This window comes from Bradyrhizobium sp. LTSP849, assembly GCF_000938255.1.
Classification (GTDB): domain Bacteria; phylum Pseudomonadota; class Alphaproteobacteria; order Rhizobiales; family Xanthobacteraceae; genus Bradyrhizobium.
The window spans coordinates 1-13,612 of sequence record NZ_JYMR01000049.1 but is presented as its reverse complement, the minus strand read 5'-3'; the positions used below and the strand labels follow the sequence as shown (position 1 = coordinate 13,612).

General features: G+C 58.2%; 14 protein-coding genes. 4 read left to right on the top strand and 10 right to left on the bottom strand.

What is annotated here, in order from left to right; genetic code table 11:
- Positions 1–72: 72 nt before the first annotated feature.
- The 8 genes from UB31_RS26850 to UB31_RS26810 form a co-directional block, all read right to left on the bottom strand.
- Complete coding sequence (locus tag UB31_RS26850; RefSeq protein WP_045013043.1) at positions 73–717, bottom strand: NADPH-dependent F420 reductase; 645 nt, start codon at positions 715–717, stop codon at positions 73–75.
- A 142-nt stretch (positions 718–859) separates the two neighbouring features.
- Complete coding sequence (locus UB31_RS26845; RefSeq protein ID WP_045008294.1) at positions 860–1,306, bottom strand: Rrf2 family transcriptional regulator; 447 nt, start codon at positions 1,304–1,306, stop codon at positions 860–862.
- Positions 1,307–1,560: 254 nt separating this feature from the next.
- Complete coding sequence (locus UB31_RS40725; RefSeq protein WP_082078634.1) at positions 1,561–2,544, bottom strand: aldo/keto reductase; 984 nt, start codon at positions 2,542–2,544, stop codon at positions 1,561–1,563.
- Between the two features lie 75 nt (positions 2,545–2,619).
- Positions 2,620–2,907 carry a DUF1330 domain-containing protein gene (locus UB31_RS26830; RefSeq protein ID WP_045013140.1) on the bottom strand — a complete coding sequence of 96 codons (288 nt, stop codon included), beginning with the start codon at positions 2,905–2,907 and terminating at the stop codon, positions 2,620–2,622.
- Positions 2,908–3,195: 288 nt separating this feature from the next.
- Positions 3,196–3,855 carry a TetR/AcrR family transcriptional regulator gene (locus tag UB31_RS26825; protein ID WP_050044838.1) on the bottom strand — a complete coding sequence of 220 codons (660 nt, stop codon included), beginning with the start codon at positions 3,853–3,855 and terminating at the stop codon, positions 3,196–3,198.
- A gap of 479 nt (positions 3,856–4,334) precedes the next feature.
- Positions 4,335–5,510, bottom strand: coding sequence for an OpgC domain-containing protein (locus UB31_RS26820; RefSeq protein ID WP_045013040.1), 1,176 nt, complete (start codon positions 5,508–5,510; stop codon positions 4,335–4,337).
- A 167-nt stretch (positions 5,511–5,677) separates the two neighbouring features.
- Complete coding sequence (locus tag UB31_RS26815) at positions 5,678–6,934, bottom strand: OpgC domain-containing protein (RefSeq protein WP_045013138.1); 1,257 nt, start codon at positions 6,932–6,934, stop codon at positions 5,678–5,680.
- Positions 6,935–6,963: 29 nt separating this feature from the next.
- Entirely contained in the window at positions 6,964–7,644 is a 681-nt protein-coding gene (locus UB31_RS26810; RefSeq protein ID WP_045013039.1) for a GntR family transcriptional regulator, read from the bottom strand.
- A gap of 62 nt (positions 7,645–7,706) precedes the next feature.
- Between UB31_RS26810 and UB31_RS26805 the strand changes: the two genes are divergently transcribed.
- The 3 genes from UB31_RS26805 (at position 7,707) to UB31_RS26795 (ending at position 11,302) form a co-directional block, all read left to right on the top strand.
- Positions 7,707–8,483, top strand: coding sequence for an enoyl-CoA hydratase/isomerase family protein (locus UB31_RS26805; protein WP_045013038.1), 777 nt, complete (start codon positions 7,707–7,709; stop codon positions 8,481–8,483).
- Positions 8,476–9,669 (top strand): CaiB/BaiF CoA transferase family protein, encoded by a 1,194-nt coding sequence (locus UB31_RS26800; protein WP_197090860.1) that lies wholly within the window; start codon positions 8,476–8,478, stop codon positions 9,667–9,669. Before UB31_RS26805 ends, UB31_RS26800 begins: the two co-directional genes overlap by 8 nt.
- 139 nt (positions 9,670–9,808) lie before the next feature.
- Positions 9,809–11,302 (top strand): CoA transferase, encoded by a 1,494-nt coding sequence (locus UB31_RS26795; protein ID WP_045013037.1) that lies wholly within the window; start codon positions 9,809–9,811, stop codon positions 11,300–11,302.
- Between the two features lie 345 nt (positions 11,303–11,647).
- Here the strand turns inward: UB31_RS26795 and UB31_RS26790 are convergent, their stop codons facing one another.
- A complete protein-coding gene (locus UB31_RS26790) occupies positions 11,648–12,247 on the bottom strand; it encodes a class I SAM-dependent methyltransferase (RefSeq protein ID WP_045013036.1) in 600 nt (199 codons plus the stop codon).
- A 35-nt stretch (positions 12,248–12,282) separates the two neighbouring features.
- The gene (locus UB31_RS26785; RefSeq protein WP_045010573.1) at positions 12,283–12,774 is read right to left on the bottom strand and encodes a MarR family winged helix-turn-helix transcriptional regulator; all 492 of its coding nucleotides are present in this window, start codon (positions 12,772–12,774) and stop codon (positions 12,283–12,285) included.
- Between the two features lie 96 nt (positions 12,775–12,870).
- On the opposite strand from UB31_RS26785, the gene UB31_RS26780 reads away from it, so the two are divergent.
- Positions 12,871–13,612: SDR family NAD(P)-dependent oxidoreductase (locus tag UB31_RS26780; protein ID WP_045012425.1), on the top strand; the 742-nt coding region annotated here is incomplete at its 3' end.

Genomic DNA, 13,612 nt, shown 5'->3' with positions numbered 1-13,612 from the left:
CATCGGCCTGGAGTGCCCGCTAACTCCAGGCCAGTCGACCGTACCCGCCGCTTGGCACGACAGCCTTGACGGTCAGATCTTGACAAGATTGATGGCGGCGAGCGACCCGAATGGCAGCGAGGCCAGAGGTCCGCCGACATCGAGCACGCCGAGGTCGACCGGAAAACAGCCTGTCTGTTCGATGAGCTTGCGAACCTCAGCCTTCGCGTCGGTGTCATCGCCCGAATAGAACAGCGTGCGCTGCCCGCCTAATTCGGGCGGCTTTGACAGGACGTTGGCATCGAGATGGTTGAATGCCTTGACCACGCGCGCGTCAGGAACGAATCCGCGGAATACCTCGCTGGAATGCCTGCCGCCGAGATCGATCGCCTTGATGCCATACGCAGCGAGCGGGTTGTTCGGGTCCTGCGCGTCGGGGGAGTCCGGCTCGAGGAATGCGACGGGATTGGTGCCATCGATGACGATACGTCCGTTCCAGGCGGGCAAACCGCCCAGCGCTTTTTCGAGATCGACCCAACGTAGGGCCACCAGCACGATATCGGCGCTCGCGGCTTCCCTCGCCGTGCCAGCCTTGATCGAAGGGCCAAGCTCCCCGACGAGCGCCGCTAACGATTCCGGACCTCGGCTATTTGCGATCGTCGCTGAAATCCGACTCCTTGCCAGCAGTCGGGCCACGTTGGACCCGAGGGCGCCCGCTCCGATAATGCCAATGCTCACTGTGTCTTTTCCTGTTGATGGGGCCGAGTTGCCATGGAACGGCAGCGCCCCAATGCTGCCCATCCCGTTACGTTCTGCATGGAAGCGGAACGATATATCTGTGTGTCGTTGACATGATGACATTTAGCTTCAAAAAAGGGGTTCACCACACCAGCGGTATGCTGAACTTTCCGAGACGCGCGACCTCGGCTGCAACAGCGGCGATCGTGACCTTTGCCAGTTCGTTCTCAAGCGCCTTGCGCGCCCGCGTCAATGTCGGTTGCATCGCTTCCAGGATGTTGCCCCCGACTGCACAGCTCTCGCAAGGCGGAGTCCGGTGTAGCGAAAACAGCTCGACATCCTCGACGGCCTCGTAAACGTCCAGCAGTCGGATTTTGGCCGCAGGTCGCGCCAGGAGCGACCCGCCGCCCGTGCCGAGCTGGGACCGGGTCAGGCCCGCATCGCTCAGGCGCGACAGCAGCCCCCGGATCACGACCGGGCTGGTGTTGACGGAATAGGCCAGATCCTCCGACCGCATCGGCTTGCCGTCGCTCACCGCGAGGGCGGTAAGCGTGTGAACTGCGACGGCGAAACGCGTGCTCGTTGGCATGGGGTATCCAAAAGTGTGTCACCGTCATTATTACATATGTTCGAACCTGTCAATGCACCCCTCGTGAAGTTCGCCGCGCTCCCCTGCGGAAATCCCAGAAGGGAATACGCCGGATCGGAATCCGCGTGATGTTCGAACACACCTTCGACATCGGCTCCAATCGCGACGTTCTGTAGTGGATCGCCTAGCAGATTGCCCACCATACGTACGCCGCCGACCTGCGGAATCTCGACAAGTATGGCGAGGCGAGACAATCAGCCGTTGGTTGCCTTCAGCATCGATGCGGGATAACGCTCGCCGGAGACCACGTCGGGCGGGAACGTGTCGTCGATTTCGTCCATCTCAGCTCGGCTGAGAGCCACTTCCACTGCTCCCGCATTGTCCTCTAGATACTTGCGACGGCGCGTTCCAGGTATGGGCACGACGTGCGGCCCTTTCGCGAGAACCCAAGCCAGTGCCAGTTGGGATGGCGTAACACCTTTCTTCGTTGCGAGCTCTTTGACTTTGTCGGCCAATCTCAGATTCGCTTCGAAGTTCGCACCCTGAAAACGCGGATAGTGGCGTCGGCGATCTCCTGGATCAAAGTCATCAGGACTGCGGATCTCGCCAGTGAGGAACCCTCTCCCGAGCGGGCTGAATGGCACAAAGGCTGCGCCTATGCGCTCGCAGACCGCCATGAGCTCCTTTTCGGGATCACGCGTCCAGAGGGAGTACTCGCTTTCTACTGCCGTAATGGGATGAACGCGATGCCCTCGTTCAAGAGTAGCAGGGGCGACCTCGGATAGTCCGATGTACCGGACTTTTCCCTGTTTGATCAGATCGGCCAAGACACCAACGGAATCTTCGATGGGCACCGTTGGATCCACACGGTGCAGATAATAGAGATCGATGTAATCGGTCCGGAGCCGTCGCAGACTGGCTTCGACTGCCGAGCGGGCATATGCCGGGCTGCCGTTGATCGTTGGCTCTCCGCTGCCTCGAACCACTCCGAACTTGGTGGCAAGGAAAACTCTGTCGCGTCGCCCCGTCAGCGCTTCACCCAGCAGCTCCTCGTTGTGATGTGGACCGTAGCTGTCAGCCGTATCGACCAAATTTATGCCCAATTCGATCGCGCGATGGAGCGTTGCGATCGCTTCGCCTCTATCCTCCTTTTGTCCATAGACCGGACTCATGCTCATACAGCCCAGGCCGATGGCTGAAACGGCGGGTCCACTCGGACCGAGATTGCGGGTTTTCATGTACTTCCTCCGATTGAAACGCGAGGCTGGATCGGATCGATCGACCGCTCTGCAGGCATTCTTGATGCTGATGGCTTAAACGCCCTCGACTGCCCACAGATCGAGGTCTGCAGCACCGAGCCGAAGGTCCTTGATTGAAGCGTATTCCGGAGACTCCCAGAATGCGTGTATCGCCTCGATGGAGGGAAACTCATGGATGGTCACGCTGCGACCGTCATGTTGCCCCTCCAACACTTCGACTTTGCCGCGACGTACGATGTATCGCCCTTCGAACTTAGCTATCAGCGGAACGACAGCCGCTCTGTATGCCTGCATACGTTCGGGATCCTTCACGGTACCCTGGGAAATCAAATACGCAGGCATATTGGCCTCCTGTGTCACGGCGTCATCGCCAGCGAATCGGGACGTCGATCTGCCGCATCGAGGCCCCGCCCCGCGGCCTCGCGAGCGCTGTTGAGTCAAGGATGCTGCTGAGCCGATAACGGCGCCAACAGCCCGAGACGCGATGAGAAGAACTTCCAGCGTCCCACCTTCTAACTACTGACTGATCGATCAGTCAATACAAAAATTGACGTCGCTGTTCCTGCGGCGGATTTGAAAGTCGAATGAGGATCGTCAGAGATAGTTCGCGCTGCTACCGCCGAGCCTTGTCTAGCGCCGAGCCTTGGCTATCGCTTTGATTCCGGCAGCAGCGTACGTCACGAGGATCTCATATTGCTTGCGACTACTCGCCTTATGTGAACCAAGGCGGACAGCGCGATCGACGGAAGCATGGGCCTGCATGCGGCCTCCGATTGCGAACAGATAGCTCCAAATGGCTTCATCCATTGAAAGTTCAGGATAGACTTTGCGGATTGCCTCGATGAAAAGTTCGGCCGAGGGGTCGTAGTGGCGTTTTACTATTTCGATCGATCGCTTATTGCTCGACAGCGTTACGTCGCCGACCATATGAACGTAATTGCGCAACTCGAACTCTTTGAGCTCCAGGAGTTCTTCAAGCGAGATGAAAAGTATTTCGAGCACCTCTTCAAGGTGCACCTTGCCAGCGCGGCTGAAAAGCGCGTCCAGGCGAGCCTGACGCTTGTCCCGAATTTGAGTTGCGCGCCGCTCGAAAACCGCCTCGTAAAGAAGATCCTTGGTCTTGTAATGATAGTGGAGCAGTGACTGCGCTACTCCCGCAAGCTGGGCGATCTGACTCATGCTCCCGCCGTGGAAGCCATGAGAGCCGAACGTTTGTTCGGCAGCGTCCAAAATCGCATCTCGCCCCGAAGCGACCGCGGGAATTTTGAGGCTCTTTTTAGCTGTTCCCATGCAACCACATACACTTGCCGCTTGGGGCCTCGCAAGAGCTGACTGATCGAACAGTCTATAATCTGACCCGAAGAAAACAAGAATTTCATGGGATCGGGCCGGTCCTTTTGGGGGCGCTCTCGAAAGACCGCTAACGTCGACGATGCCAGCTTAACAGCGGACCGGCCGAAAAATCGATTGTCGCAATAGGCAGAGATTGTCAAAGTTCATCCAATTGACTAACCGCAAGCGCGCAGGCATCCGCCTGCAACCGGCACTCAAGGGGGAAATATGAGAGCGGTGCTCTCGCGCCGCGAGCGCCACCCATCTGTCGGAATGAAATCCGACCGTCTCGCCAAGTCCGTGAAAAGGCTGGAGCGGGTGAAAGGGAATCGAACCCTCGTATTCAGCTTGGACGATCCTTTAAATACGCGAGCGGAACGCCGCGCCTTCCATCGATAGCGACGACATCCCAACGCAATTGCGGAAGAGAGACGACATCATGCCCCGCTCGGCTGTGTTCCTGCTTTCGCATCGAATCCAGTGTCGACGAAAAGGTTTGGAATCCTCTGTGCACGGTCCAGGAGCCAGGCGGCGGCTGTCATGATCGCAAACCCGGCAAAGCTGACCGCGAATTGCTCGATGAAGGCGCTTTTCCACTGCACCAGGATCCAGTGTGCACCGAAGGACAGGAATACCCCGAGGCAGAACAATGGAAGCGAATGCTGGCCGCATAATATCAGCGGGCGCAACCAGCGCGAATTCAGCCCGGACCAGTCACGATGGAGATATCGCGTGATGATCACGACAAGCGCCAGAAAATGGAAGAATCGGAACATATCCAGATCGGTCTTGTCGATCGGATAGATCACCTTGATCAGCCAGCTCGGAATCAGCGATTCAAGGAAGGCGCTGTGCCAGGTCATCACGATGACGAACGCGAAGAGTATCCAGGCAATCGCAACACTGAGAACGATGCGCGAATCGTGCAACCATTTGAGCCGTTCACGCCCTCCGCACCCGCACCAAGCACCGAAGAAGAACAGCAGTTGCCAGGCAAAGGGATTGAAATACCAGGTCGCACCACTCGGGTATGATGGCAAGTTCCAGTCAAAGTAGCGTGCGAATGCGTAGAGCACGGCCGAACCGACCATAGTCAGATTGGGACGACGCACGAGACACCACAACACGAACGGCGAAACCAAAACAAGGACGATGTAGAGCGGCAATACGTCAAGGTCGACCGGCTTGTATTGCAGGGTTAGCGCCTTGCTGATCAACTCGTCGGGATGCGCAAGAAAGTTGGCGACGTTGAACTCGTCCTTATACATAGGATTGTCCCACCTCCTCGCCGTACGAGCAATCTGGGCCGTGAAGGCGAGGAAAAGGAGAAGATGAGCGACATACATCTGCCAGGCCCGCAGCAACAGCCGTTTCGAGGCAGGCACGAATTGGCCTGCGGCGACAATCGGAGCGTAGATGAAGCCGAGCAGGTAGCCGGAGATGAAGACAAAAAACTCCGCAGCGTCGCAAAACCCGTAGTTGCGCAGCGTCAGCCAAGAGATGACATCGTCCGGGATATGATCAAGAAAAATCATCCAGAGGCCCACACCACGCAAGAGGTCGAGCCGCAAATCTCGTTCAACAACAAAAGGGGCCGTGCCTTGCTGTGCCATGTCAATCAATCCAATCGATGAGGCTAGTGATCAAGCTTTGGTTACGAGGTTGCCCAGTGGATCGATCGCAATCCATGCCACCGCGGCCGGAGCGCGCCTCGGGCATCGGATAGATCTGAAGCGGACATGGCTTCCTACAATTCATCGGTGATTCCCCACTCTGCACATCACGCGGTCAGTGTTGGGGAGATTGCTTCTGCACGCGCTAAGCTCGACATCTTCGACCTGTACCAGGCGCACGTCCCGGCAACGCCATACAGAATCAGAATGCCGATGACACCGACGATGACATGCAGCCCAACGCCGGCATTGGTCTCAGTCAGCAGCGCGTAGCCCGAGAACGACAAGGCGACGCCAAGTGCGAAAATCTGAAGCGAATGTTGTCCGCAAAGGATGAGAGGCTGAACCCAAGGTGACTTCAACCCTGCCCAGCCGCCCGGCACGAAGCGTAAGGCCACGACGGCCAACGCCAGGAAGTGCGCAAATCTCAAGATGTCGAGGTCGGTCTTGTCGATCGGATAGATCAATCGCACCAGCCAGCCGGGCAACAGCCTTTCCAGAAACGGGAAATGCCACGTCAACGTCAGAGAGAAGGCCGCGCCCAGATAGGCGATTGCGACCCAAAAGGTCGGCGAAAACTTGAGAACGGGCGACAATCGCTGCGCGCCTCCCAGCGCACACCAGACACCGAAGACAAAAAGGAGCTGCCATGCGTAGGGATTGAAAGACCAGAAGCCGTCCGGAAAGGTCGACAGATGCAAATCGTAGTGAAGTGTGAGGATGTAGAGTCCGGCTGCAAGAACGAGCGGAAGATCTCGGTGCCATCTGGAGCACTGCAGGATCAGCGGCAGAAAGGCCATCAACACGACGTAAAGCGGCAAGACATCCATATTCAGGGGACGGAAGCGCATCAGCAGAACTTGGATCATCTCGACGTCCGGCTGCCTAAAGAACTCCCCGACCTCCATTTCCTGAATGTAGAATGACGGCTTATCAGAGATCGTGGTGACGAAGGCAATCTCGGCTATCAGGAAGACAAATAGCAGCAAGTGCGCGGCATAGATTTGCCATACCCGTCGCAACACGCGTGCTGCGCCAATTAAGATGCCGAACTCGAAGGTAGCTCTGCCGTAGACCAGCGCTGCCGTGAAGCCCGAGATGAAAACGAAGATTTCAGCAGCGTCGCTAAAGCCGTAGTTGCGAATCGTGAACCAGGTCAGGCGGTCCGGCGAGACGTGATCGATATAGATGAGCCAAAGCGCCAGGCCACGAAAAAGATCGAGCCGCAACTCCCGACGACCGAGAGCAAAAGTCGGCATCGGCGTAGATGCCGCAACCGCGATGCTCTCGCTTTCGGGAGCGCCCTGGGAAATCCAATCCGCGCCCAGAGGAAATCGGATGCCACGAAGGTAACATCCACTCATTTTCTTCTCGACTCGTAGCACGGGCACGCCTATCCGGACGCAAGCAGGTTTGGATCGAGGCCCCTCACCAGATCGGCAAAATCCTGTCCGCCAATCGAGATATGCTCCTGCATTGCGAGACGCGACCGCGCCACCTCGCCCGCCTCGATCGCCGCCACGATCCTTTCGTGCTCACCCAGCGACTTGTCCAATCGGCCCGCCAAGTCGAAGCGCGATCGTTGATAGGCAGCACAGCGCATCCGCAGTGCCCTTACCTGACGCACGGCCCACTCGTTATGGGCGGCCGCGTAGATAATCTCGTGGAATTTCTTGTTCGCGCCCGCATACCGTTTTGAGTCGCCGTTCCTGGCGGCCTGGCGGCAGGCCTTAAGTGCCGCCCTGAACTCCGCACGCTGAACGATGGTCATCCGCTTCGCGGCAAAGCTGGCACACACGCCTTCCATTTCCGCCAGCATCTCCAGGAGTTCCAGCAGCTCCCGAATCCCCAACTTGGGAACGACGACGCCCACACGAGGAATGACATTCAGCAATCCCTGCGCCGCCAAATGAAGCACAGCTTCACGAACAGGCGTGCGCGATACGCCAAATCGCTCGGCCAGTGAACGCTCATCCAGAACGGTACCGGGCGCCAGGTGCCCCGCAACAAGTTCACTCTCCATCTTGGAGCGAACCGTATCCGACAGACTCTCTGAGACTAAAGGCTTGCTCATGGTGGTACTTTACAATAGAGAATTGGTATACCACAAGGCATAATTGGGATACGAGAGGAAAAATGAGCGAGTCGGCTTCCGTACCGGTGCTGAGCCAGCCGGCAGAACATGTGGCCCTGATCGAACTAAATAGACCCGCCAACGCAAATCGCCTGGAGCCTCAGGATTTGGACGCGTTGCAACGGCATCTTGACGAATGCGAGTCGTCGCAGGACATCCGCGTCCTCATACTGACAGGCCGCGGGAAGTACTTCAGCGCGGGTTTTGACCTTCGCGCATTGACCGATGATCTGAAATCCGGTGCACGGTCTAACGCAGGCGACAACGCCTTCGAGGCGGTGGCGAACAGGTTCGAGAACACCCGCCTGATTGCGATCGCGGCGATCAACGGGCCCGTTCTGGGCGGGGCAACGGATTTGGCTCTCGCCTGTGATTTCCGGATCGGCTCGCTGGACGGGTTCATGCAGATGCCGGCCGCCCGCTTCGGCTTGCCGCTCTATGCAGGTGCCCTACAGCGCTACGTCAGCCGTATGGGACTGAACGCCGCAAAAGCGCTCGTGCTGATGGCTGAACGCATGAGCGCCGAAGAGATGCTCCAGGCAGGCTTTCTGACGGAGCTGGCCGCGGCGGGAGACGTTCTCATGACAGCGATGACAAAAGCGTCCCATTTGAGGGCCATGCCCACAAAGAACATGGGAGCGCTGAAGGCCGTGCTGAACGCATCTGCCCTTGGAAATGGCACGACGCAGCGTCAGCGAGACATTCTGACGGCAGCATTCCAACCCCAACTCATTCTTCAGAACATCGCCGCCAGCCAGGCGGCTCGACACAATGGTTGACATGATGTTGCATCCTAAAACGCAGGGCCCCCTTGCCGGTCTGGTAGTGATCGACCTCACCCGTATATTGGCCGGCCCTTATTGCACGATGACTCTCGGCGATCTCGGCGCTCGCGTTGTGAAGGTCGAGATGCCAACTGTGGGTGACGACGCTCGCCAAATTGGACCGTTTGTCGATGGAGACGACGGGAAGAAAGTGTCTGGATACTTCTTCTCGATCAACCGCAACAAGGAGTCGATTGCGCTCGATCTCAAGATCGAAGGCGATCGAGCAATCTTCGAAAAGTTGTTGGATAGCGCGGACGTCTTGGTGGAGAATTTCTCTCCCGGAACCATGGAGCGCCTCGGCTATGGCTGGGAGCAGCTTCACGCGCGCAGGCCGTCGCTGATTCTTGCGTCGATCTCGGGGTTCGGCCAGACCGGACCCTATCGGACTCTGCCTGCCTACGACATCGTGGTGCAAGCCATGGGCGGGGTACTCAGTCTCACGGGAGAAAGCGCGGAGCGCCCCACGCGCGTAGGAATTTCCATAGGTGACATCGCCGCCGGGATGTTTGGCGCGATCGGAATTCAAGCAGCGCTGCTTGAGAGAGCCCGGACGCGTGAGGGGAAGCACGTGGACGTCGCAATGCTCGATTCTCAGGTCGCCCTGCTGGAAAATGCTCTTGTACGCTACCAAGTGGACGGTACCGTTCCAGGCCCCATCGGCTCACGACATCCGTCAATCACGCCCTTCGGCGTATTTCGAGCGGGCGAAGGCCATATCGCGCTGGCAGCAGGCAATGACCGGTTGTTCGCGCGGACGCTCGAGGTCCTTGGACTGAGTCACTTGCTTGGCGATACTCGCTTTGCCGATAACGACGCCCGATGCTCGCATCACGCCGAACTCAAGGCGGCTCTCGAGGAAGCTTTGGACACCCTGCCCGCCGACGAGTGGCTAACGATCCTCACCCAGGCCGGAGTACCTTGCGGTCCAGTGAACGACGTAGCTGCCGTCGCGAAGGATCCCCAGCTTCATCATCGCCAGATGCTGGTGGACCTGCCCGTGTCGTCAACGCGGTCGCTTATCATCGCGGGCTCCCCCATCAAATTCCACGGCGATGCTCTTGCCATTGTGGAACCAGCGCCCCGGCTCGATCAGCACCGGGATGCTCTGCTCAGAGAACTAGGCCTGAATCAAGCCTGAATGCCCTGACGTTCGGTGGACTCGCGGGACCCTGAGCTGGGCATAGACGATACGTGAAGGAGAGACCATGCATCTGCCGCCATCGATCGACGCACAATGCGTGCTCGATAGGAAATCCCGCCCAAGATAGGAGAGTACGATGAAGGAGGATCAGCTCAATCTCGATGCAATCAAGGCTCTTGACGAACTCATCAGACCCGCAGGGCTGAACCTCGAGGATGTCGGCGGCAGCGTCAGCATCTATGGGGCTGATCCGCTGTTTCCAAGTGCTGTTCGAATGGGAGAGGCATTTTCAATTGCGGCGATGGCCGCCGCGATCGGCCCTGCTGCCATATGGAAGGAAAGAACCGGCCAGGGCCAACATCTGAGCATTGATGTGCGCAAGGCCGCCCACGGTATCAACCCGGACATGACGTTCCATCCGACCATCAATGGGCATCCGTACCCCGATTGGGTTGGCAACCGGCACCCGTTCGGTGCATATCCGTACAAAACCAAAGATGGCCGGTGGGTTTATCCGTCCGGCGTCTATCCTCATCAACAGACAAAATGGGGGAACTTCTTCAATTGCGGCACTGATTTCGAGCACATTCGCGCTGCAATCGCAAAGTGGGATGCTGAGGAGCTGGAGGATGCAGCCAACGAAAAAGGCCTCACGCTCTGCATGGTCAGGACAACAGAGGAGTGGCTTCAGCACCCTCAGGGAATGTATCTGTCGAACGAGCCTGTCATAGCCATACGAAAGATCGCAGAAAGCGCTCCCGAACCGTTCTCACCTGCAAATCGCCCGCTCGAGGGAATAAAGGTGCTGAGCCTGACTCACGCCATCGCAGGTCCAGTGGTCGGGCGAACCTTGGCGGAGCAAGGAGCAGATGTCCTATGCGTCAATCACTATGACGATTTCGAGCATGATTGGGTCTACTATGATGCAAATGTCGGGCAGAGATCGACATTTCTTAATCTGCATGACCCGAAGCAAAATGAGATCTGTCGTGATCTGGCACGAACAGCGGACGTCTTTGTCGACAGCTTCCGTGCGCGAAAGATGTCGGAGTTCGGATTCTCTCCGGAAGAGCTTGCGTCGATCCGTCCTGGAATCATCGTTGTAAACGTTCGCTGCTATGGCTGGGATGGCCCGTGGTCCGACCGGGGTGGCTTTGACATGCTGGGCTCCGCGGTGTCGGGACTCGCAATACTCGAAGGGAAGAGCGGCACGCCAGCTTTGCCTCCGACCGCAATGTTGAACGATTACATTACGGGCTATATCGGAGCTGCCGGCGCGGCAGCAGCGCTATTGAGGCGCGCTCGGGAGGGAGGAAGCTATCAAGTCACGGTGAGTCTGACGCGCAACGCAATGTGGTATCCGACGTTGGGGCTTATCCCTGAAGCTGATCGAGGCAAAAACCCCTTAATGAGATTGTGTGGCGATCTCAGCCCTCATGAGTTACCGGAGTTAATGCGCGAGCTGGGTATGCTGAAACAGCATCTCCTTCAGCCGGATGTACTCATACGCGACACTCCCGTGGGCAGGGTGAGGCGCCTCGCCCCGGCAGTCGCTTATGCGACCACCCGCTCATCGTGGCGCGAACCGCTTTTGGTGTCGAGAGGCTCATGTAGTCCCGAGTGGCAGTAAGCTCCCGAGCGTAAGTATTGAGCTGTTTCCGTCCGCGGTATCATTGGACGTATGCCGAGGCCCCCTCCATGAACGCGCAGGACAGTTCTTTGGCAAGCGCTTTGCGCATGATGTCCAGAACCGAAACCACTTGCGATTAAACCACAATTGCGGGCTAAGCTATTGAAACTGTTTGGAGCGGGTGAAGGGAATCGAACCCTCGTATTCAGCTTGGAAGTCGGGAAATCTTGCAGCGTTTTCAAAGGTCGGTCCGACATTTTTGACGTTTTTAGCCCATTGAGATCGTTACAGATTTTCTCTTTGTCAGAATGGCGGCGGAAACGGATCTCGAACCGTTGAAGCCGCTCAAGAATGCGCGCTGCTCTTTGCTGCCACGATGCGCCTGATCAACTTCCCCGACGAGACGCTGCCCACTTCTTCGTCCAGCAATATCCGCGTCGTCTCCAACGCACGAAGCACGCGCTCCGGATCAAAAGCGGCGTAAAGGCGCCCGCGCTCGTCCCGCCTGTCGGCCCCCGCGGTCACTCGCCAGCTTAGATAGAGCACGCCACCTGGGACAAGGATGGCCAGAAGCCTCGCGACCGCTGGCGCAATGGCTTCGGGCTCGAGATGCATGATGACGGTCTCGCAGAGAACGTTGGTGAAGCTTGCCTCCGGAATCCCATCAAGAGCCGGAAGGACTGCCCGTTTGAACTCGATCTGCGGATGGCGGCTTCGCGCTTCGGCCAGAAGTCCTTCAGACGCATCGAAGCCCACGGTCGGATAGCCTCGAGCTCCGAGCCAGGCGGCGTCACGACCGCTGCCGCAACCGACATCCGCAGTAGGACCGGGGATGAAAAACCGATCCACCACGTTGTGCATATCGATCGGTGCCGGCTGGGCGGCCCAATCGTCGGCGAAAGCCTTGGCATCCCGATTATAGGCGCTCAGTGTCGTGTCGTCCATTTTTGGCGGTCTCCTTCGTCGCCGGCCGTCGAACCTCACCTCGACTCGCCACCGGCGTTTGCCGGCACATCAAGCAACCTTCGCAGTAGATCAGTACACAGCAGCAGGTCCTCCTCGCTCCAGGATTCTACCCTCGTCCGGAACGCAGCGCCCTTGGCCTGCGTCGCGAGTTCCATCCGCCGACGGCCATCGGCGGTCAACGACAGGACGATGCTTCTACGATCGGAGGGGGCGGTCAACGTCGCAACCAACCCCAAGCGCACCAACTCGCGAGTGAGGCGGCTTGCCGCGCTGCGGTCCATGCCCATTGCCTCCGCTACGGCACTCGGCTTGGCGGGGCCGTACGACTTGAGCCAGAGCGCGATATGGAACGCGGCCGGTTGCAGCCCGGCGGAAAATGTTTCCGACGCCTGTGCCGTCAGAGCACGGGACTGGCTTACCAGCGCGTTCAGTACGGCACCCAGCCCCCGAATGCGCGCTTCTCGCCTGCCTCCATCTCGCGGAGCTTTGCTCGAATGCGAAATCATGATTCCACGCCTGCCTATGGGTTCTCTGCCAGATTAGTTGACAAATAGCCACTATCTTATATAGTAGATATATATCCACTAAAATAAGGAACGCCCATGTCGCCGCCTCGTCTCACCGCCGTGCTGACCGGCGGAACCAGCGGCATCGGCCAACGCACCGCGGTTGCGCTTGCGCAGAAAGGTGCAGATCTGGTTCTCACTGCCCGCAGCAAAACCAGGGCCGACTCCACAATAGAGATCATCGAACGCGCCGCCCCCGGAACAAAGGTCGATATACACTACGGTGATTTCCGCGATCTGGCCTCGGTTGCCGCACTCGGACGCGAGATCGCCTCACGCCATCCCCGGATCGACGCCCTGATCAACAATGCCGGGATTCATGCGTTCAAATCCCGCGTCACCAAGGACGGCTATCCGGAGATGGTCGCGGTCAATTATCTGGGGCCCTGGCTTTTCACGAATATCCTGCTTGAGACAGTTGTCAGGTCAGCGCCCTCACGCATCGTGACAGTCGCATCGGAAGCCTCCCGGCAAGGCGCCGGCTTTGACCCACTCGCCGCCCTCGTCGACAAACGCCAGTTCTCCGCTCAAGGCTCCTCGGTGATCTACGGTCAGACCAAGTTGTTGAATATCATGTTCTCGATGGAACTGGCGCACAGGCTGACGGGGACCGGAGTGGCGGTAAACTGCCTCTGTCCCGGATTCAACGTGACGGGTCTCGGGCGCGAACTTTGGTTCGCAGCACCCCTCGAGCGTTTATTGACCTGGCTGAAGGTCGGCAATCCCGAACGCGGCGCGGGCATCATCGTCAGCCTCGCCAGCGATCCCGCCTTCGCCG